The organism is Paenisporosarcina sp. OV554 (assembly GCF_003058165.1).
Taxonomy (GTDB): Bacteria; Bacillota; Bacilli; order Bacillales_A; family Planococcaceae; genus Paenisporosarcina.
Window position 1 is genome coordinate 13428 of record NZ_QBUC01000012.1, and the last position, 21701, is coordinate 35128.

Consider the following 21701-nt stretch of genomic DNA (forward strand, 5'->3'; position numbering starts at 1 on the left):
ATTACTAAATATGTCGTGAGTTCATGATATTGTTGCTAAATTAAAGAATTCGGCTCAATAATTGAGCCGAATTCTTATACTTGCTTCAATTCTAATCTTCGCGCTACTCGAGACAACGTAAAATTAACGATAAAGTACATCAGTGCCACAATAGTAAAAATTGGTGTTACACCCGATCCGGTTTGAGCGTATAAAATTTGACCGTTGTGCAATAGATCTGGTAACGCAATAACAACAGCCAAAGATGTATCTTTTAATAGAGAGATAAATTGACTAACAATAGGTGGAACCATTCTTCTCAGTGCTTGAGGCATAACGATATAACTTAATGTCTGTATGTAATTTAATCCAGATGAACGTCCTGCTTCAATTTGCCCTTTATCAATGGAATTCAAGCCGCTTCGGATTATTTCCGAAAGCATTGCTGACTCGAAAATAGTCAAAGCCACAATAGCAGCTGTCATTATTTCCATATCAATCCCGATTTCAGGCAATGCAAAATAGGTGAAGAAAATAATTAGTAGTAAAGGAAGGTTACGAATTGTCTCGACAACCACTGCAAGTAATTGGGAAACAACAGGAATCTTAGCGTATCTAAGAGTCCCCACAAGGCCGCCGATAATAGAACTCAGCACAATTGAAATAGCAGCAACTTTAAGTGTGACCATAAATCCTTCAAGTAGAAACTTTATATTGTCCAGTGTCAATACTTCAATAAACGGTGCCAGTAAATTCATCTATGCACCTCCTTAATTACTTCTAGCCAGGCGTTTTTCCAAGTATCCTACGCCAAAACTTAAAGGTATGGTTAAAATCAAATAAAACAAGCCTACAAAAATATACGTATCAAAAGTGACGAATGTACTCGCAGAAATTAAATCACCTTGATACATTAAGTCTCCTCCTGCTACTACAGCTAACAAGGATGAATTCTTAACCAAATTGATAAATTGGTTGCCCAAAGGTGGAATAACAATTTTAACTGCTTGCGGTAGAATAACCATTCTCATTGCCTGTCCATAAGTTAATCCTGAAGAACGGGCAGCTTCCATTTGACCTCTTGGAACAGACATAATTCCAGCACGTATCGCTTCTGCAATAAAAGCCGCAGTGTAAACAGTCAATCCTATTATACCTGCAGCCATTCCACCAAAATTCCCAGCTAAGTACGTAAAAAACACGATAACTAACACTGGAATATTACGGATAAATTCTACATAAGTTGTGCCAATCCAGTTTATCGGTTTAAATGGTGCGATTCGCATGACTGCAATAAGAGTTCCCAAAATAAAACTGCAGATTAACGCAATAAAACTGGCAATAAGAGTTACTTTAAAACCTTCCAAAAATGCATCCATATTATCCGTTAAAATCGAGAAATCCAGCAAACGATCTCCTCCTAATTAATCAGGATGAGCAAATCCGTAAATGCACTTACGGACAACTGCCCATCCTGACGAGAAAACTTTATAAAATATTATTCTTTTATCCATTTATCTTTAATTTCATCGTACTTCCCTGAATCTTTCAGGCTTTTCAATGCTTTGTTTAATTCATCAACAAGTTCTTTATTACCTTTTTTAACGGCAATACCATAAGGCTCTTCAGTGAACGTTCCGCCGACAAGCTCAAATGATGGATCTTCTTCGGCCATACCATAAAGGATTGAATCATCTGTAGTAAGAGCATCACCTTTATTTGACTTCAATGCCGTAAATGCTTCAGCATAGTTTTCGAATTCAAGAACTTTAGCTTCTGGAGCTTTTTCACGAATATTTACAGCTGATGTTGAACCTTTTACAGCAAGGACAGTTGTATCTTTTGATAAGTCTTCAATACCTTGAACTTTACTTCCCTTTTCCACAAGCAGTGATTGACCAGCATCAAAATATACATCAGTGAAATCTACTTCTTTTTTACGCTCTTCATTAATTGTCATCGTAGCAACTACTGCATCAATTTTACCGTTATTCAATAGTCCTACTCGAGTTTTTGATGTAACCTCTTTGTACTCAGGCTTTACATCTGGACCAAACATTTCCTCTGCTAGTGCTTTAGAAAGATCAATATCAAATCCCTCTACATCACCAGTTGAAGGATTTTTCAATCCAAACAAACGAGTATCATATTTCACACCAAAAACAATCTTTTTATCTTCTTTGATTTGAGCTAGCACATCTTTATCTTCTTGTGCATCATCGCCCCCACCACAACCAACAAGAAAAGCAGCAGCTACTGTAGATACGAAAGCCATTTTTAATAATTTTTTTGTTTTAAACATTCCTTTTTCCCCCTATTAGTGATTTAATATACGGCTTAAAAATAGTCGAGCCCGTTCTTCACGGGGATTCTCGAAAAATTCAGCCGGAACTGCTTCTTCCAATATTCTACCTTCATCCATAAAGACGATTCGGTCTGCAACTTCTTTAGCAAAACCCATTTCATGTGTAACGACAACCATCGTCATTCCTTCTTTTGCAAGGGCTTTCATTACGTCTAAAACCTCGCCAATCATTTCTGGATCTAAAGCAGAAGTTGGTTCATCGAAAAGCATAATTTCTGGCTTCATTACCAGACCGCGAGCAATTGCCACACGTTGTTGTTGCCCCCCAGATAGCTGGGAAGGATAAGATTCGGCCTTATCTGAAATCCCTACTTTTTCGAGATAATACATAGCCGTCTCTTTTGCTTCTTTCACGCTTTGTCCCAATACTTTCATTGGGGCTAGAGTGATATTTTCAAGCACCTTTTTGTGTGGATATAAATAAAAATGCTGAAAAATCATACCAATATTACGTCTAAGCTTATTAATATCGGTTTTTTTATCTCCTACTGAAACTCCATTTACAGTGAGAGTTCCCTCAGAGATGGTTTCTAAATGATTCATGCAACGTAATAAAGTACTTTTTCCTGAACCAGAAGGACCTACTACAACCACTACTTCGCCCTTATTAATTTTCAAATTAATATCTTTTAAAACTTGAAAATCACCATAAAACTTATTTACTTGCTTAAACTCAATCATTTTTTACCTCCTATTTCAAACAATTACTCTATGTATTTTGCTTATTAAAAATTTTCGGAATCTATTTAATTATATTCATACTTTTCGACATAGTCAAACAAGGCTATATAATCAGTCTTCTTAATAGTGCGAAATTTTGAAGCATTTACAGATAAAACAATTACAACTTTTGAAGATTTCGAAGGACACTTAGCAACATGTCGTTCTTAAGGTTATACAGAAGGTAATAATAAAATAGAAGTAGGGCTACGTTCAATTGCTGCACCAATTTTCAATAGAAAAGGTGAGACAATTGCAGCCATGAATGCAAAATTAATATTGCTGAAAACACTATAATCGTACTTTTCTTCACAAATTTATCTCCCTATTGTTTATTTAGGTAGCTACCCTTACACTAAACATAACTCATTTTTTCAAAATAATGTATATATTATTCAAAAAATGGAAGGAGTGATTTTTTATGTTTAGACGTACCCCTGAAAAACAGAGTAATTATGTTTGGAGCATTCTCCTGGTTGCCATTCTTTTAATTGTAATAACGCAATGGTTTCCTATAGCATATTTTGCAGCTTTCGCTTTATTTTTAGTAGGATTTCTAGGCTATAAACCTACCAAAAAAGATGTTTTTCTGGATATTTTAGGATTGATATTATTAGTGGGTTTGCTTTTTTTAATACATTTCTTATTTTTTATATAAGAAAGAGAATCCAGCAAATTACTGCTGGATTCTCTTGTTAATATCTACACTTGTTACTTTTGGAATTTCACATTTAAAAATTATCTTTACTTATAAATTCCCGTTCTTTCGATCTGTAGCTTCATCAACTACTTCTTCTCGCAATCCTTTAATGCTTTCTTTACGGCGAGCATTTTTTTCCCTGATTGCTTCAATTTCTTTTCCATCACTAAAAGCCATTGTTTCTTCAGCAGCTTCCATATTAGCAATTGTGTTTTTTATTGTATCTTGGATCTTTTCAACATTATCAGAACGGTCATCAGGCTTCGGGGTATTTCTTGTCATTAATTTCCCTCCTTCATTTTATAAAATCATACAAGAAATAGTTTCCCCAATTTCATCAAATGTATTTATGAATACTTTTGAATAACAAATAATCCAGCACTGACTTAGCTGCTGGATGACACATTTTATCTCCAAATTATGTTTGTAGAACTTGAAATCAATCAGATCAAATAAAACTCTTTCCTTTCTTATAAAACCCTTCCATGTCGCCTTTTGGCACTAGAGCACCACCCGTTGCCCAGACGATGTGTGTTGCTTGTGAAGTATCCAAAGTATGTTGTTGTACATAATTTGACGCTAAGATTCTCCCTGGACCATCTAGACCTGCTGCAGCAGAAGGTTCCAAAAAGATTCCATCACTATCTGCAAGGATCGCTAAGTATTTAAATAACTCGTCATCTTCGATTGTATAAATACCGCTTACCAATTTTTCACTAATGGATGAGGCAAAACATGAAGGTCTTCCTACAGCTAGGCCGTCCCCTTCAGTTAGATTGTCTATTCCAAAATCCTGAACACACACTTTTTCCTTTTCACCAGTTAACAACCCTATTAACACAGCTGGTGAATGAGTAGGCTCTACAAAGAAACAATGAACATGGTCACCAAAGACTTGTTTCAACCCGAATGCAATCCCACCTGGAGAACCTCCGACGCCACAAGGCAAGTAAACAAATAAAGGATGCTCTGCGTCAACAAGTACCTTTTCTTCTTCAAGTTGTTTTTGAAGTCGAATAGCTGCCACACTATAACCTAAAAATAAGTGTTTTGAATTTTCATCATCCACAAAATATCCATTTACACTCCCAATGGTTTGCTGTCTGCCAGTGAAGATAGCTTCCCCAAAATCACCTTTAAACTCATGAACTGTTGCTCCTTTTGACCTCAATAAGTCCTTCTTCCACTGCTTTGCATCAGCTGACATGTAAACGGATACGTGAAAACCAAGCTTTGAACCAATAATGCCGATACTTAAACCTAAATTACCTGTTGAGCCAACACCTATTGTAAATTGCTTGAAAAACTCTTTAAATTTATTACTTGAAAATACGATATAATCATCATCTTGGTTAACTAATCCCGCTTCAATGGCTAATTTTTCAGCATAATAAAGGACCTCATAGACACCGCCTCGTGCTTTTATCGAGCCCGCAATTGGCAGTTCGTTATCACATTTTAAATAAAGATTACCTTGTATGTTGGTATGGTGTATAAGGTTAAGCTTATCTTTACTATTTGTTATTTTTCTTAGAGGCGATTCAATGATTCCCTTCGCCTTTTCCGTTTCGGGAAATTCATTGGCCAAGAATGGAGCAAAACGCTGCCATAAGCGAGCTGCATCTTCCATATCTTCTTTGTTTACTGCCATAGGCGATAATTGATTCATCTTTTTCAGAGAAGGATTCAACCACACAACTGGTTCCAAATTAATAATATGTTTTAAAAGTGGATATGTTTGTATCCATTTATCTATTTCCTTTTGTTCAAAGACCATGTTCTACATCCTTTCTCGGCGTCAACAAAGAATTACTAGTTAATTTAGTAATTTTAACAATTGATCTTTATGAGTATTCGACATCTCAAGTAAACTAAAGTTCCCTTGTTTAATTAATTCCATTACATCATTTGTTTCTGCCCATGCCATATTGTATAAATAGTCATCAATTATTCCTTTGGACAGAGCTTCTTCTAGTTCATCAATATCTTTTTGAATGACTCTACCCGATGGTAGAACGATAATATCCAAATATAAATCATCCAACCATGGGACATTATTTTTGATGCCATTTCTATAGCAAATATCAATGTACCACTGAACAATTTCACCTTTATCATTAAACATGGTTGTAACAGAATGATGTTTATTCGTGGGAAAGTGTTGAAGCCAAATATACCCATCATCCACGATACAAAATTTTTCTTCTCCATATTTAGTAGATAAAGGTGCCGCAACTTTATTAACTTTTATTAAAGTTACATATCCTTTGAATTCTTTAGTATCAAAAAATGATTGCGTATAATCTCTATCAATAACTCGTTTCCATTCTGAGCGATCACCGTATTTCCTTTTCAATACATACACCCTCCAAATAAAACTACCTATCCTAATTATACCAATTAATATGTTCAGTTATAACAATGTTTAGGACTCTCGACAAATAATCGAGAAATGAACAAGATTTTCTTCTTTTGAATATTGTATTCTTCTCTCTGCCATTATTGACCAAATTGTGTTACGTTAATCGTGAACATATATCTCAACAATTCTAATCAAATTGGAGGAAAAATAATGCAACGTGTAGAACTTTATGAAGATTTATCTTTTTCAAGAATCATTCATGGTTTATGGAGGTTATCAGAGTGGGATATGTCAAATGAAGAAGTGCTTTTACTCATTGAAGATTGCTTAAAAGCCGGTATTACAACATTTGATCATGCAGATATTTATGGTAATTATACATGTGAGAAAAAATTTGGAGATGCCCTTGCATTGAAACCAGAGCTTCGAAAAGAAATGGAAATTATAACGAAATGCGGCATTAAACTTGTTTCTAATAATCGACCACAACACAGTGTTAAATCATATGATACGAGTAAAGAGCATATTATTGCGTCAGTAAATCAGTCACTTCAAAACTTACAAACTGATTATATAGATGTTCTCCTTATCCATCGACCAGATCCTTTTATGGACCCTGCAAAAGTAGCAGAAGCATTCACTCAGCTGAAAATCGAAGGTAAAGTTCGTCAGTTTGGTGTCTCGAATTTTAAACGTTCACAATATAAAATGCTTCAGTCTTATTTAGATTTCCCATTAATCACAAATCAAATTGAGCTTTCTGCTTATCAACTAGAGAACTTCGAGGATGGCACGCTAGATCTATGCCAAGAAGAAAGAATTACTCCGATGGCTTGGTCACCTCTAGCAGGAGGAAGTATTTTCTCTTCTAATGATTCAAGAGCGAAGAATTTGCGTGATACGTTGGAGCGAATTGCTGGTGAAATCGGCGCACACGGAATTGACGAAGTTCTATATGCATGGTTATTAAGTCATCCTGCAAATATTATGCCGATTGTTGGTTCCGGTAAAATGGATCGGATTGAGTCCGCAATACGATCATTAGATTTAACATTATCAAGAGATCAGTGGTTTGAGATCTTGCAAGTTTCGATGGATCACGAAATAGCTTAATTCCAAACTTTTAATAATCAAAAACACAGTGAAGGGAAATAATCATTTGAAGCCTATTATAGGTATTTCTTCAAGTTTAAATGAGCATGTGCTGTCAGTCCCAATAGATTATATAAATGCTATTACCAAGTTTGGTGGTGTACCTATAATCCTCCCAAACCTTCAGGTGGATGCTATCGAATCGATTGTCGAATTACTTGATGGCTTGCTTTTAACCGGCGGTGGAGACATCGACCCCACTTTATTTAATGAAGAGCCTCATCAAAATCTTGGAACTATTACACCTGAAAGAGATGAGTTTGAAATAGCCATCATCCAAAAAATGATGAAGCTTAATAAACCTATTTTCGGGATTTGCAGAGGTTTGCAAATTTTGAATATTGCAATTGGTGGGGATATGTATCAAGATATTTACATGCAATCGCAAAATAAACTATTACAACATACTCAACTTGCTCCAAGGAGCCATACATCACACTTTGTTCATGTTATTGAAGGCTCGAGGCTAAGTGATATCGTCCAAGTAGAAAAGTTTAAAGTGAATAGTTTTCATCATCAAGCTGTACGTAAAATTCCTGCTGACTTTAAAGCGAGTGCAATTGCCAGTGATGGGATAATTGAAGCTTTTGAAAGTATGAACCACAAGTTTGTCATGGGCTTACAATGGCATCCGGAGTGTTTGTTATCGAAAAACGACCACGCATCAACAGCCATTTTTGAAGCATTTATATTGTCATGTGAAAAATAAAATATTTAAAAATAATAAATTTCGAAAGGTCATTCTTGAATAATGGCCTTTTTTTGTTTCTTTAGACTAATATCAATATCCTCTTTACATCATTTTCTATTCATGAAAACATGCGGAATGGGAAAACTATAAAATGTATTGAAAAAAGGAGGTATTTTGGTTTGAGTCGATGTCTGCAATTAACTTGTATTATGAGCGCATTTTTCTTTCTTGGTTCCTCCGTTGTTTCAGCAACAGATCAACAAACGAGAGAACAAATTTTAGATGAACGAATGGAAACTTATACAAAATATTCCAACTTAACATTACCTTGGTATTATTTAGCAGCTGTGGATCAGTTTGAACGTAACATCCAACAAGTGCGTAATGATCTCACAAAGCGAGAAGGAACAGTTGCCATACAATTTTCTAATGATTACTGGGTTGGTGTCAACAATCCGATTAAAAATGATACTCTCTCTGCATCCATCGCCTTTTTTGATGGGAACGGGATGGATGGAAATAATGACGGATTTGCAGATCAAAAAAATGATGACGACGTGATGCTAACCATGGCTCATTTCTTAAGCAATCACTCACATAGTGAAAAAGAATTTAAACGGGCATTAAAGGCATACTATAAGAATGAACAATCAGTTACCCAAATTATGACGATTGCGAAGATTTACGAACATTTTGAGACATTAAAATTAGATCAAAACGCCTTTCCTCTTCCAGTTAATCAAGATTATAGCTATCGAAGCACCTGGGGAGACAGAAGAGGATGGGGTGGTCGCAGAATTCATGAAGGAACTGATTTGTTTGCCTCTTATGGTGTCCCTGTGCGAGCAACCACATACGGATTAATTGAAACTAAGGGTTGGAATGAATATGGAGGTTGGCGAGTAGGTATTCGTGATGTACAAAATACGTATCATTACTTTGCTCATTTATCCAGCTTTAGCAAAGACATTAAAAAAGGCGATATCATAAAACCTGGGACAATAATTGGTTATGTCGGTAGTACAGGATATGGGAAGAAATGGACTAGTGGTCGTTTTCCTCCCCATCTTCATTATGGGATGTATAAATATAATGGACGAACAGAATGGGCTTATGATCCTTATCCTTCACTCAAAAGATGGGAACAACAAGAACGAAAAGCTTCACGTTAAATATAAGAAAATAAGGTCCAGTCGCTTGTTAGCTGCTGGATCTTTTCTCTGTATGAACTCAATATATATTTCATGATTTTTTATTAAGAAAAGTATAACTATATAGAATATATCCTGGATTCTACTTTCCAGTATATAATAAAGTTAATATACATATATTTTAATGTACTATTGTAGTGCGATTGAGCATATGGTGTACCATTCGATTATTAAAATATTAAATTTAAAAATAGACTACGAAAGTACCATACGAATTAAAATGTAGTGCGGTTAAGGAGACGAATTATGTTGAGTCCCATATTTGAAGGAACCATTAAAAAAAACAATCAAGTTGAACAATCATTTATTGTTCAGGCTTTAACACTGGATCATTTGTCAGATATATTATTTGTACAAGAACAAATAATCCATTCATTAACTAACAAAGAAATATTACAACCCCTCTCAATGGAGGAGTTCCAATTTATATTAAATGGCAACGGTTTAATGATTGGTGCATTTGTCGACGAAACACTGATTGCCTTTCGGGCTTTGCTAGTTCCACAAATAGATGAGGAACATCTAGGACTTGATATTGGTTTGAAAGTAGAAGAATTACAAAAGGTTATATATCAAGAAATATCAAACGTGTTGCCTGAATACCGTGGTAATCAATTACAAAAAACGCTAGCGATTCTTATTATGCAAGAGTTATCTCAACAACATCATGATTATCGTTACGTTTGTTGTACAGTGGCAACTTCAAATATACCGAGCTTGAAGGACAAGTTCGTACAAGGTATGGAAATCTTGGCACTAAAAGAAAAGTATAACGGTCTTATGCGTTTTATTTTTGTGAAAGATTTGCAAGAAGTCAATTCTCCGATATGGAACCAAGTTATGTTTATTCGTGTAGATGATTTTGAAGCGCAACAAGCAAAACTCGCTGAAGGCTGGCGTGGATTTCAACTGGAAGAACGTGACGGAGTTCAATGGATTAATTATGGACGTAGATAATGAAAATGAAGACTTTTTTATAAAAAGGTAGAAGAAAAACACCTTCAATATCAACACCTTATCTCAAGTGTTGAATATATTGAAGGTGTTTTTTTGTCCTAAGTTATGTTAAAGAATCTGTTGATATTGAAGAACAAACTAAGAAATATCACTACAACTACAAACCGAGACCTTGAAGCTAGCGCAAATGTACGATATACGACAGGTTAGTTTAACTTAGCCTTGTTTTAAAGAATCAAGTTTGGCTCACTGAATATCACAATAACTTAGCCGCTTCTACTGTTTCAAGTATATATTGCTTTGGTGTACGGTTATCTTGTAGCCAACATGCCACTGTATGTTGATTTTCTATCACTGTATCTTGCGGCGTGAAATGATGACACACTTTCATCGTGTGTGGGCATCTTGCCGCAAACGCACATCCTTCTCCAAGTGTTGATAATTCAGGAGGTGAACCTGGGATAGGCAATAAGGGAATGGAACGATCTTCATTTAACTTAGGCATCGACCGTAAGAGTCCTAATGTGTATGGATGTTGTGGATTATAGAAAATTTCATCAAGTGTTCCTTGCTCCACAATTTTCCCAGCGTACATAACTGCAACTCGATCTGCCATATTCGCTACAACACCTAAATCATGAGTGATTAAAATAATGGATGTATCCATTTTCATTTGTAAGTTCTTCATTAAATCTAAAATTTGTGCTTGAATGGTCACATCGAGAGCAGTTGTTGGTTCATCTGCGATTAATACCTTTGGATTACAAGCAAGTGCCATCGCAATGACAACACGTTGTCGCATTCCACCTGAAAACTGGTGTGGGTAATTCTCTAACCTAGCTTCAGCACTTGGGATACCAACCAGCTTCAACATTTCTAGAGAACGCGCCCGTGCTTGCTCTTTTGATAAGTTTTGATGTTTTTGCAAACCTTCCATGATTTGCTTTCCAATTTTCATTGTTGGGTTCAACGATGTCATCGGATCTTGGAAAACCATCGAAATTTCAGAGCCCCGTATTTCGGTCATTTCTTTAAGTGAAATGTTTATTAAACTTCTATCTTCATACAGAATGTCGCCTTTTGTGATTTCAGTATTATTTTTTGGCAATAACCGCATAATCGATTTTGCAGTAACGGATTTTCCAGACCCTGATTCACCTACAATCGCAAGTGTTTCACCTTTGTTCAACTCAAAGTTAACACCACGCACTGCTGTAATTTTTCCGGTTTGGGTCTTGAATGACACATGTAAGTTATCAACCGTCAGTATATTTCTCTTCATCTTGGACCCTCCCCTATTTTCTCATTTTTGGATCCAGAGCATCTCGTAGACCATCACCAAGTAAGTTAAAGCAAATCATAATGGTACTAATAATTATCGCAGGATAAATCAACTTGTAGGAAAAATAACGCATTGACTTATACCCATCTTCAATTAACACTCCAAGTGAAGCTAGAGGTGCCTGTAAACCAAGTCCAATAAAGCTTAAAAAGGCTTCAAAGAATATGGCGGTTGGAATTGTAAACATTACTGTTACAATGATTGGCCCCATTACATTGGGTAAAATATGCTTCCATATAAGACGTGGGTTTGATGCCCCGAGTGTTCTTGAAGCTAGCACAAACTCTTGACCTTTCAATTGCAGCACTTGTCCTCGAACAACTCGAGCCATTCCAACCCACCCCGTAATAATCATCGCTAAAATTATCGATTTGATACCAGGCTCTAATATAAGAATAAAGAGGATAATGACAATTAAGTTCGGTATCCCCACAAGGACTTCAATTATACGTTGCATAATATTATCGACTCGGCCCCCATAAAATGAGGAAATTCCCCCGTAAATGACGCCAATAATTAAATCAAGCGCTGCAGCTACTACCGCGATGAAAAGAGAAATTTGTGTACCTTTCCATACACGTGTCCATAAATCACGACCAAATTCATCTGTTCCAAACCAATAGTTAGTTTTCACATTCTTCTCTGCATATTGGTCGATTCCTTTAGCATCTTTACCGTCAAAACCTAACCATTCTAACCCCTGCACTTTAGGTGGCATATTGGAGTGTTCAATATTTTGACCGCGATATGTAAACTCATTCATGCTTGGACCTATAATAGCCAAAATAATTAATAATACTAATAAAACTAATGAAATCATTGATCCTCTATTTTTAGCAAGCCGTTGAAATGCTTCTTTCCAGAAAGATACGGAAGGAGTTCCAATTTCCTCACTCTTTCTCGGATCAAGTGGTGCCTTTACAAACATATCTGCTGTAATTTCCTCTGGTATATAGGCATTCTGATTTTGGATATCTTTGCGTCCAATTTCTTTTTCTTGTGAGTTTTTCATGCTGATTCCCCCTCTTTATACGTAATTCGGGGATCCAAAAATCCGTAAATAATATCGACTAAAAAGACTACAAATATAAATAATGCACTGTAGAAAATCGTTATTCCCATAATAACGCTATAATCGAGAACTAATATCGAAAGTGTAAACTGTTCACCAAGCCCGGGAACAGAGAAGATTTTTTCAATAACTAAAGTCCCAGTCATAATGGATACTGCAAGTGGTCCTAACATGGTCACAACAGGAATTAGTGCATTTCGAATTACGTGTTTGATGATAACTTGATTTTCGGTCATTCCTTTAGCTCTCGCTGTAATTACATAATCTTGTCCTAGTACCTCTAGCATTTCACTGCGAATAAACCTGGCCACAGTTGCTGTCACTGTTACAGATAATGCAAACGACGGTAAAATCGTGCTAGAGTATCCTTCCCATAGAGCTACGGGTAACCATTCTAGCTTTACACCTACATAATATTGAAGCAATGCTGCAAAAACGAAAGAAGGAATGGACATACCGATAACGGCGATCGCAACAGAACCATAGTCAAAAATTGAATTGTGTTTTAAGGCTGATATAATCCCAAGAACTAATCCAATGATTGCTCCAAAAACAAGAGCTTGTAGCCCGATAAAAGCAGAAGGACCAATACGATCACTAATCATGCTCGAAACAGTTCTTCCTTCATGTTGGAAGGAATATCCTAAATCCCCTTGTACTAGATTTCCAAGGTAACGTATGTATTGAATCCCAACTGGTTGATCGAGTCCGTATTTTGCATTGAGAATCGTCATTTGTTGGTCTGTTAATTTTTCTGGATTTGTAAATGGAGTTCCGGGTAGAAGTTGCATAAGGAAAAAAGTGATCGTAACGATGACAAAAAGAGTAACTAACATATATCCAATTCGCTTTACTAGGTATCGCTTCATTCGAACTCCCCTATTCTATAAGATGAGTAAAATTCAAAACGAGGGTGTGCCGGAACTCGGCTACACCCTCGTACTTTTAGCTGTATAACCCACTACTTTATTCTTTAATAGAAGCCCATTTATACGTAAACTCAGCACCAGTTGGGTGGACTAGAACTCCATTAATTTTCTCTCTTATTAGGATAGATTCACCTTCTTGATAAAGTGGTGCAATAGCTGCATCCTCTTCTAATAAGATTTTTTCAAGATCTAACAACATTTGGTAACGTTTTGTAAGATCCGATTCTGTTCTTGCTTTTGCTACTAATTCATCTAATTTAGGATTGTAATAATCCATACGGTTAGCAGATCCGCCTTTTAACCACATATCTAGGTAAGTCATCGGGTCACTATAATCTGGTCCCCATGAAGATAGTGATAAATCATACTCAATTGCTTTTTCAATTTCAAGACGTTGTGCAAATGGAACCGCTTTGATTTCCAATTTGAATCCTGGAAGATTGTCTTCAAGTTGTGCTTGAATGTATTCAGCCACTTTCTTTTGATCATCTGAATCGGCAATGTTAATAGAAACCGTTACATCTTTTTGACCCGTTTCTTTTAACCCTTTTGCCCAAGCTTCTTGTGCTTCTTTAACTGTACCTGTATTGAAGTCTCCGTTAAGTTCACGGTAATCTTTATTATCCGGAGAGTTATAGAAACCTGCAGGAACAACTCCATTTAATGGTGAAGAACCGTCTTTTAAAATAACATCCGTAAGGCCTTTTTTATCGATTGCCATATTAATTGCTTTACGAACATCTTTGTTCCCTAATACTGGATGTTTATGATTGAAACGTAGGAACACCAGACCTGATTCTTTCAAAGTTTGGAAGTTCTCATCATCTTTGTATTGATCGACTAAAGCAGAACTTAATTCAACGCGATCGACTTTCTCTGTCTCATATAAGTTCGTTCCAGTTGATGGATCTTTTACAACATAGACGTTGATGTTGTCCAACTTAACTGCTTTTGCATCCCAGTAATCTTCGTTCTTTTCATATTTCCACCCTTGCTCATGTGTCCATTCAACAAGTTTGAATGGTCCGTTGAATAAAATGCCGTCAGCTTCAAGTGCATATTGATCGCCTTTTTCTTCAACGAATTTTTGATTTTGTGGCAAGAAAGTAGGGAAAGTTAACAATGTTTGGAACAATGGATTTGCTGCTTCTAGTGTTACTTCCAGTGTCTTTTCATCAATTGCTTTGATTCCAAGTTCATCTGCATCTTTTTCTGCATTTAAAATGGCTTCAGCATTTTTAATACCTGCAGTTACGAACATGAACGCGTATGGACTGTTGTCTTTCATTACACGTTTCCATGCAAATTCAAAATCTTTTGCTGTTACTGGCTCACCGTTACTCCATTTAGAATCACGAAGTGTAAATGTATGTACGACTTTATCTTCGCTTTCTTTATGTTCAGTAGCTAAAGCTTTTATAGGTAAATTATTCTCATCTTGGCGATACAAACCTTCATTTACGTTATTTAACACTGTAAATGCAATACCATCATGGGCTTTAGTAGAATCCAGTGTAGGTACATCAGCTGGCTCAGTGACATTTAATGTTTGATTTACTTTATTATCCTTATCATCATCTACTTTTTCTGTGGAATTACTAAAGTTACATCCTGATAATAGTAATGCTGTTGCCATACCCAGCGTTAAAGCTGAATTTCTAATCTTTTTCCTCATTTTCATGCCCCCATTTTTCTCTAATTTTTAACAATCATAATTGTTATTTTCATATAAAGCAATTAAATTTTCAAATTTTCTGAAAATATTTTCCCTATGGTAATGTTTAAGAAGATGAAGAAAGGAAAGTATACTCATGAAATTTAAAAATATTCTAACAATCACTTCTTTGGGGGTTTCTTTGTCCCTACCTTTTTTGCAACATCAATCTTGGAGTCTATTTAAATGGCTGGATTCGCTTTTTTTAGTGGGTCTTTTACTTTTGGTCATATACGCTATTATGATTTTGATAGAAGCTGAATTCTTCATCGCCTTTATCAAGAGTTTTAAACATTTTTATGGTCGTATCAATAAAAAGGAACAACTAATACGAGAAAGTGAAATACGGTCTAATGTCACTGTTAGTTACCGAAAAATTTTTCCATCTAGGAAAAGCTTCTTCCAGATTGGTCTCCTTTTGTGCACAGTAAGCTTACTAGCTTCAACTGCCATTTATTACTTTGGAAGATGACGCATAAAGTTTTCATATGCGAAACCTTTTACGATCTCTTCCGAGTAGTTATGCTTTAAAAGTTCATTTAGTAGATTCTGCTGCATCGACGCATCTTCTAAATTCATTATTTTCTTTGTGATTCCATCAAAATCTGAACCGAGGCCAATATTTTTTTCACCGCCTAGCGAGCAGAAATGTTCAATATGTTCAATTAAATCATCTATTGTAACTTCCTCCTTGTCCTTCACAAACTGAGGACAGTACACCATGTGCACCATAGCATCCTTTTCAAACATAGCTTTTGCTTGCTCGTCTGATAAGTTTCTGACGTGGTCCATGATAGCCTTCGAATTTGAATGACTAGCAATTGGATATTTCGCTACGTTTATCACATCCCAAAATGCTTTCTCACTTAAATGAGAAACGTCTGTTAATATCTTGTGTTCATTGTTATACACAACGATTTCTTCACCAAAAGAGGTTAATCCTGCTCCACGTTTTTCCTGTGCTCCATCTGCCGCTAAATTAGCATTATTCCATGTAAGCCCAACAGATCGTACGCCTAATTGATATAAGATGGAGAGCTTTTGTAAATCATTGCCGATTGCATCCACTCCTTCGAGTGTTAGTAAAGCGCCAATCTCATCATCTTGTAAGTTTTCAAAATCTGACCAATCTTTTATTAATTTCATCTCTGGATTATTTCCGAGGACATCTGTGTAGAAATAATGTATTTGATCAAGGGCTACTTGAAATTTTTGTTCTGCTTTCACTTCTGGGAAAACAAAAAGTGCAAAAGCTTGAACTTTAACCTTTCCTTTTTTCAATCGTTCCTTATTCGTTTCCAGTTCTTTTGCATCTTTAAATTTGATCTCCCCTTGAGTTTGATAGAGTCTCAATAACGCATCACAGTGCAAATCAATAATATTCAAATTTATCCATTCCTTTCTTTACTTATGTATTTTTTCAGTTCTTTGAATAACCTTTCTATCACCAATTAATTTTTTCCTTCTATATAAAGTGTCTTGACACTTTAATTCGATTATTTGAAAAAAAGTGGCTGGCTTTAAACCTTTGCAATTACTCGTTATTTTAATGCAAGAGCTTCTTTTATTTACATACATATATTTCGATGCTTTTTGGTTTTCCCCTTTTTATTAATTGATTTATTCAAACTCCTACTATAATTTTTTCTATTATACCTCTAAAAATCAACACTTAAAACTGCTATATTAGATATCTTTCCTTAGTTTCTTGTATTTCCCAATTACTTTTTTAAAATAATTAAAATTCGAATTATTCTGTAAAATTACTTTACTTTGTTGAAGTAATATCTTTTAATAGAGTTTAGTTACAAAATTCTAATAATATTTGGGGGTCAAAGAATGAGAAAGATTGCTAAAAAATCGTATCTATTAATCTCAGTTTTAATGCTAATTTTGTTAGCAGCATGTAGTGGCAATGGTACTGTCCCTGCAAGTGGAGACAGTTCAAAAAATGCTGGTGGACCAGTATCAGCAAAAATCGGGGTTATTTCGTACTTATCTGGACCTGGTGCAGCATATGGTGAAGCAATCACAAATGGTTTCAACTTAGCTCTAGATGAAATTAATAAAAAAGGCGATGTGAAAATTGAACTTGTAATTGAAGACTCAGCTGGCAAGCAAGAACAAGCTCTAACAGTTGCTCAAAAATTAATGAGTGATGATGATATTGTCGGTTTATTAGGACCTACTTTAAGTACTGAAATGAATGTTGTTGGACCTGAGGCTGACTTAAACGGTATTCCGATTATGGGTACTTCTACTACAGCAGCCGGAATTCCTCAAATTGGAGATTATGTATTCAGAAATTCTTTACCTGAATCTTTAGCGATTCCAGCAGCTTTGGAAAAAGCGGTAGCTGCAAATGATGCGAAGACGGTTGCTATCCTTTACGGAAATGACGATTTATTCACAAAATCAGGCTATGACACGATGAAAAAAGAAGCAGAAAACATGGGGCTTGATATTTTAACGATTGAAACTTTCCAAAAAGGCCAATCGGATTATAATGCACAACTAACAAAAATTAAGGATCTTAAACCAGACTTGATTTTAGCTTCAGCTCTATATAATGAAGGCGCGGTAATCATGGATCAAGCACGAAAAATGGGAATTGATGTACCATTTGTAGGCGGAAATGGCTTTAACTCTCCTCAAGTTATTGAAATTGCTGGAGACGCTTCAGAAGGACTAATTGTTGCAACACCTTGGTTTGGAGAAAAAGACGAACCTAAAGTACAAGAATTTGTTAAAAAATATGAAGAGAAATACGGCGCTAAACCAGATCAATTTGCAGCACAAGCTTATGATGCACTTTATATCATGGAGGAAGGCTTAAAAAATGCTGGTGAAGCTGATCGTGATGCTCTGCGAGATGCTCTTGCAGAAATAAAAGATTTAGACGGAGTACTTGGTAAATTCTCCTTTGACAAAGTCGGAGATGTAGTTATGGAACCAACTGTACTTATCATTAAAGAAGGCAAGTTCCAATTATTCGAGTAATAAATAGTGGGGTTAGGCGTCTTACAGTTAGTGAATTGAAGCCAAATTATAGTAAATGGCAAAAGCACATTGCTTTTGCCATTTACTCAATAAACGTAAGGTTCCTACTCCCCATTAAATATTAAAAATTAATAGATAAAGGGTGAAATATCTTGTTATTAGAGCAACTAATTAATGGATTAACACTAGGAAGCATTTATGCAATCGTTGCCCTTGGGTTCACTCTTGTATTTGGTGTACTTGGTATTATTAACATGGCACACGGTGAGATTTTCATGATCGGTGCGTTCATCGGAGTATTGGTTACCAGTGTTTTAGGATTACCATTGTGGATTGCGTTTATCGCAGCAATCGCAGTAACAGCGTTGTTAGGATATATGCTCGAACGAATTGCGTTACGGCCTCTTCGAGGTAAGCAAGGTGTTTCGCATCTTGCACCATTAATAAGCACAATTGGAGTATCTATTTTACTAGAAAATCTTTCCCACCATATATTTGGTGCAGGGAATCATCCTTTCCGAAATTCCTTTGCAGAAATCCAAATTCAGATTGGTTCTATAACTATTTACATTGTGCAGATTTTGATATTTGTCATATCGATTGCGTTAATGTTGATCCTTTCATACTGGCTTTCAAAAACAAAAGCAGGAAAGGCCCTCCGTGCTACTGCGGAAAATTTAGAAACTGCCAGTCTCCTTGGTGTGAATACCAAAAGAACCATAACAACCACTGTTATTATTGCTTCTGCACTTGGTGGTATTGCTGGGATTTTAGTTGGGATGGCGTTTAACTCTGTTAACCCGCAAATGGGTCTATCCATGGGACTTAAGGGATTAGCCATTATCATTTTAGGTGGTATGGGGAATGTCAAAGGTGCAATGGCAGGAGGATTACTTCTTGGTGTAGCTGAAACCATGATTGTTGCTTATGGGGATTCAGGATATCGTGACGCTGTAGCCTTTATTACAATCATTTTCGTTCTTCTATTAAGACCACAGGGGCTCTTCGGTAAAAATACCTCTGAGGCAGGAAGGTGATGTTATGTTAGGAGAATTACTAAATCCATATCATTTACAAATTGCTTCCTTTATCATGATTAACATCATTTTAGGAATAAGCATCTACATAACTCTTTCTTCAGGTCAATTATCTTTAGGAAATGCAGGTTTTATGGGAATTGGAGCATACACTTCTGCCTTGTTAACGATTCACTTTGAATTACCCATTTTCATTGGTGTTATTCTTGGTGCATTAGTTGCTGGCATATTTGGAATTCTAATTGGTATTCCAGCCCTCAGATTGTCTGGCGTATATTTAGCAATTGCGACTCTTGGCTTCGGTGAAGTCATCCGGGTAATCTTTGTTAACTGGGAATCAGTTACGCAAGGTGCCGTCGGTTTATCAGGTGTTCCACATCTAGGTAGAGAACTCTTTAAAACTGTAACAGCTATGGGGTTTGAGCCAGAGATGCTTGGCTTAAGGAATAATCAAGTTGTCTATTTAATGGTCCTTACCCTCCTAGTCGTGATAAATATTTTACTCATCTGGTTCTTCATTAGACAAAATAAATCCCGTGTTGGCCGAGCTTTCGCAGCGATTAAAATGGATGAAAAAGCAGCAGAATCTATGGGGATAAACATTACCTACTATAAAGTGTTGTCATTTACTCAAGGAGCTCTTTTAGCTGGCTTTGCAGGTGCATTATATGCACATGTTATGGCATATATCAGCCCAGCTGATTTTGCCTATCATCGTGCTATAGAAATATTGATTTTCTCAGTGTTCGGTGGTAGTGAAGTAATTTGGGGTGCCATTTTTGGAGCTACATTTATGACGATATTACCAGAGGCATTACGCGTGATTAGTGAATACCGTTATATGATTTACGGTGTAATTCTTATCTTAATGATGGCATTCCGTCCACAAGGTATTATCGATGTGTCACTTCTGAAATGGATTAAAAACATGATTAAGTCTAGAAGGAGGACCGACCATGGTACTGGAACTAAAAAACATAACTAAAAACTTTGGCGGAATCTCCGCTCTAACCGATGTATCTTTTAAAATTAATAAAGGTGAAATATTTGGTCTAATTGGACCTAATGGAGCCGGGAAAACTACCATGTTTAATGTTATTACGAACATGTTTCTTCCGACTTCTGGGGAAATCAGTTTTCATGGAGAAAAGATATCCGGTATTAAACCACACAAAATTACTGATAAAGGGATTTGTCGTACCTTCCAAAATATCCGTCTCTTTTCACAAATGTCAGTTTTAGAAAATGTATTAGTAGGTGGACATTGCCGAAGTAACTCTGGAGTTTTGAGAAGTGTTTTTCGCACAAAATCCCAACGCAAGGAAGAAGCAAACACACATAAAGTAGCAACAGAGCTATTGGAATTAGTCGGCTTGTCTAACTATGAAGATGTAATTGCAGAAAATTTAGCTTACGGTCAACAAAGAAGACTTGAAATCGCAAGAGCTTTAGCCAGTAACCCAAGCCTGCTATTGCTAGATGAGCCTGCAGCTGGAATGAATGAAACCGAAACTGAAAACTTGTTCGAATTAATAAAAAAAGTTCAGCAACGAGGAGTAACCGTGTTATTAATTGAGCATGATATGCCCTTTGTAATGAAACTTTGTGACAGAATTGCCGTGTTGAATTTCGGTAAAAAACTTGCAGAAGGAACGCCTGAAGAAATTCAGAACAACCAAGAAGTTATTGAAGCATACCTCGGTTCAGAGGAGGACGATCAAATTGCTTAAAGTAAAGGGAATTGAAACTTTTTACGGGAAAATCCAAGCACTCAAAGGTGTTAGTCTTGAAGTAGAACAAGGTCAGGTTGTAACCCTTCTTGGTGCAAATGGCGCTGGAAAATCGACTACAATGAAAACCATTTCTGGTTTGCTAAAACCCAAACATGGAACCGTTGAATTTTTAGGGGAAAATATCACAGGACTTAGACCCGATCAACTTCTTAGAAAAGGGATTGCACTGGTCCCTGAAGGCCGAGCAATATTATCAACCATGACCGTTATGGAAAACCTAGAAATGGGTGCCTATCATCGAAGTGATAAAAATATTAAAAAAGACATTGAAGAAGTAATGGAACAGTTTCCTATTTTAAAAGAACGTAGTGAACAGCTTGGTGGAACCCTTTCAGGAGGGCAACAACAAATGTTAGCCATCGCTCGAGCATTACTTTCAAAACCTAAACTATTATTACTGGATGAGCCTTCTATGGGCTTGGCTCCTTTAATCGTCGCTGATATCTTTAAGATGATAAGAGAAATTAAAGCGGCTGGAACGACAGTCCTTTTGGTAGAGCAAAACGCAAAACAAGCACTAAAAGTGGCCGACTACGGTTACGTAATGGAAACAGGAAAAGTAATTATTAATGGCGAGGCAAAGGATCTTTTAGAAGATGCAAGAATTGTTGAAGCTTATCTTGGTAAAAAATCTAGTTAAAATTAAAAGAGAAAAATTCCGATTGCAGTCGGAGTTT

Annotated in this window: 23 protein-coding genes; 11 read left to right on the forward strand and 12 right to left on the reverse strand. The window is 36.1% G+C overall.

Going from position 1 to position 21701, the window contains the following annotated elements; all coding sequences use genetic code 11:
- Positions 1-74: 74 nt before the first annotated feature.
- From C8K15_RS11615 to C8K15_RS11630, 4 genes are all read right to left on the reverse strand, one after another.
- Positions 75-737 carry an amino acid ABC transporter permease gene (locus C8K15_RS11615; RefSeq protein WP_108586573.1) on the reverse strand — a complete coding sequence of 221 codons (663 nt, stop codon included), beginning with the start codon at positions 735-737 and terminating at the stop codon, positions 75-77.
- 12 nt (positions 738-749) lie between these two features.
- Positions 750-1388: an amino acid ABC transporter permease gene (locus tag C8K15_RS11620; protein WP_108586574.1), complete on the reverse strand. Its 639-nt coding sequence runs from the start codon at positions 1386-1388 to the stop codon at positions 750-752.
- 89 nt (positions 1389-1477) lie between these two features.
- Entirely contained in the window at positions 1478-2281 is an 804-nt protein-coding gene (locus C8K15_RS11625) for a transporter substrate-binding domain-containing protein (RefSeq protein WP_108586575.1), read from the reverse strand.
- 15 nt (positions 2282-2296) lie between these two features.
- The gene (locus C8K15_RS11630; RefSeq protein ID WP_108586576.1) at positions 2297-3025 is read right to left on the reverse strand and encodes an amino acid ABC transporter ATP-binding protein; all 729 of its coding nucleotides are present in this window, start codon (positions 3023-3025) and stop codon (positions 2297-2299) included.
- A 460-nt stretch (positions 3026-3485) separates the two neighbouring features.
- On the opposite strand from C8K15_RS11630, the gene C8K15_RS11640 reads away from it, so the two are divergent.
- On the forward strand, positions 3486-3722 hold the full coding sequence (locus C8K15_RS11640; protein ID WP_108586577.1) for a hypothetical protein: 237 nt from the start codon (positions 3486-3488) through the stop codon (positions 3720-3722).
- A 90-nt stretch (positions 3723-3812) separates the two neighbouring features.
- Here the strand turns inward: C8K15_RS11640 and tlp are convergent, their stop codons facing one another.
- From tlp to C8K15_RS11655, 3 genes are all read right to left on the reverse strand, one after another.
- Positions 3813-4046 carry a small acid-soluble spore protein Tlp gene (tlp, locus tag C8K15_RS11645; protein WP_108586578.1) on the reverse strand — a complete coding sequence of 78 codons (234 nt, stop codon included), beginning with the start codon at positions 4044-4046 and terminating at the stop codon, positions 3813-3815.
- 166 nt (positions 4047-4212) lie between these two features.
- Positions 4213-5541, reverse strand: a complete 1329-nt coding sequence (locus tag C8K15_RS11650; RefSeq protein WP_108586579.1) for a D-serine ammonia-lyase — start codon at positions 5539-5541, stop codon at positions 4213-4215.
- A 39-nt stretch (positions 5542-5580) separates the two neighbouring features.
- Positions 5581-6129, reverse strand: coding sequence for a ribonuclease FAU-1 family protein (locus tag C8K15_RS11655; protein ID WP_108586580.1), 549 nt, complete (start codon positions 6127-6129; stop codon positions 5581-5583).
- Positions 6130-6336: 207 nt separating this feature from the next.
- Between C8K15_RS11655 and C8K15_RS11660 the strand changes: the two genes are divergently transcribed.
- From C8K15_RS11660 to C8K15_RS11675, 4 genes are all read left to right on the forward strand, one after another.
- Positions 6337-7239 carry an aldo/keto reductase gene (locus C8K15_RS11660; protein WP_108586581.1) on the forward strand — a complete coding sequence of 301 codons (903 nt, stop codon included), beginning with the start codon at positions 6337-6339 and terminating at the stop codon, positions 7237-7239.
- Positions 7240-7285: 46 nt separating this feature from the next.
- Positions 7286-7987, forward strand: coding sequence for a gamma-glutamyl-gamma-aminobutyrate hydrolase family protein (locus C8K15_RS11665; protein ID WP_108586582.1), 702 nt, complete (start codon positions 7286-7288; stop codon positions 7985-7987).
- Between the two features lie 161 nt (positions 7988-8148).
- Positions 8149-9141: a M23 family metallopeptidase gene (locus C8K15_RS11670; RefSeq protein ID WP_369973741.1), complete on the forward strand. Its 993-nt coding sequence runs from the start codon at positions 8149-8151 to the stop codon at positions 9139-9141.
- A 288-nt stretch (positions 9142-9429) separates the two neighbouring features.
- A complete protein-coding gene (locus tag C8K15_RS11675; RefSeq protein ID WP_108586648.1) occupies positions 9430-10137 on the forward strand; it encodes an N-acetyltransferase in 708 nt (235 codons plus the stop codon).
- A gap of 256 nt (positions 10138-10393) precedes the next feature.
- On the opposite strand, the gene C8K15_RS11680 is transcribed toward C8K15_RS11675, so the two are convergent.
- The 4 genes from C8K15_RS11680 to C8K15_RS11695 form a co-directional block, all read right to left on the reverse strand.
- Positions 10394-11419: an ABC transporter ATP-binding protein gene (locus C8K15_RS11680; RefSeq protein WP_108586583.1), complete on the reverse strand. Its 1026-nt coding sequence runs from the start codon at positions 11417-11419 to the stop codon at positions 10394-10396.
- A 13-nt stretch (positions 11420-11432) separates the two neighbouring features.
- Positions 11433-12491, reverse strand: coding sequence for an oligopeptide ABC transporter permease (opp3C, locus tag C8K15_RS11685; RefSeq protein WP_108586584.1), 1059 nt, complete (start codon positions 12489-12491; stop codon positions 11433-11435).
- Complete coding sequence (opp3b, locus tag C8K15_RS11690) at positions 12488-13420, reverse strand: oligopeptide ABC transporter permease (protein WP_108586585.1); 933 nt, start codon at positions 13418-13420, stop codon at positions 12488-12490. The genes opp3C and opp3b overlap by 4 nt, the downstream gene beginning before the upstream one ends.
- Before the next feature lie 97 nt (positions 13421-13517).
- Positions 13518-15155 (reverse strand): peptide ABC transporter substrate-binding protein, encoded by a 1638-nt coding sequence (locus tag C8K15_RS11695; protein ID WP_108586586.1) that lies wholly within the window; start codon positions 15153-15155, stop codon positions 13518-13520.
- A gap of 136 nt (positions 15156-15291) precedes the next feature.
- Here C8K15_RS11695 and C8K15_RS21170 point away from each other — a divergent pair, with 136 nt between their 5' ends.
- Positions 15292-15666: a DUF3899 domain-containing protein gene (locus tag C8K15_RS21170; RefSeq protein WP_108586587.1), complete on the forward strand. Its 375-nt coding sequence runs from the start codon at positions 15292-15294 to the stop codon at positions 15664-15666.
- Here C8K15_RS21170 and C8K15_RS11705 read toward each other — a convergent pair.
- Positions 15651-16580, reverse strand: coding sequence for a dipeptidase (locus C8K15_RS11705; protein WP_108586588.1), 930 nt, complete (start codon positions 16578-16580; stop codon positions 15651-15653). The genes C8K15_RS21170 and C8K15_RS11705 overlap by 16 nt on opposite strands.
- Before the next feature lie 453 nt (positions 16581-17033).
- On the opposite strand from C8K15_RS11705, the gene C8K15_RS11710 reads away from it, so the two are divergent.
- The 5 genes from C8K15_RS11710 to C8K15_RS11730 all read left to right on the forward strand — a co-directional run bounded on the left by C8K15_RS11710 (position 17034) and on the right by C8K15_RS11730 (position 21664).
- Positions 17034-18194, forward strand: coding sequence for an ABC transporter substrate-binding protein (locus C8K15_RS11710; protein ID WP_108586589.1), 1161 nt, complete (start codon positions 17034-17036; stop codon positions 18192-18194).
- A 152-nt stretch (positions 18195-18346) separates the two neighbouring features.
- Positions 18347-19231: a branched-chain amino acid ABC transporter permease gene (locus C8K15_RS11715; RefSeq protein ID WP_108586590.1), complete on the forward strand. Its 885-nt coding sequence runs from the start codon at positions 18347-18349 to the stop codon at positions 19229-19231.
- A gap of 4 nt (positions 19232-19235) precedes the next feature.
- The gene (locus C8K15_RS11720; protein ID WP_108586591.1) at positions 19236-20216 is read left to right on the forward strand and encodes a branched-chain amino acid ABC transporter permease; all 981 of its coding nucleotides are present in this window, start codon (positions 19236-19238) and stop codon (positions 20214-20216) included.
- Positions 20188-20961, forward strand: coding sequence for an ABC transporter ATP-binding protein (locus tag C8K15_RS11725; RefSeq protein ID WP_108586592.1), 774 nt, complete (start codon positions 20188-20190; stop codon positions 20959-20961). Before C8K15_RS11720 ends, C8K15_RS11725 begins: the two co-directional genes overlap by 29 nt.
- Positions 20954-21664 (forward strand): ABC transporter ATP-binding protein, encoded by a 711-nt coding sequence (locus C8K15_RS11730; protein ID WP_108586593.1) that lies wholly within the window; start codon positions 20954-20956, stop codon positions 21662-21664. Before C8K15_RS11725 ends, C8K15_RS11730 begins: the two co-directional genes overlap by 8 nt.
- The last annotated feature ends 37 nt before the right edge of the window (positions 21665-21701 follow it).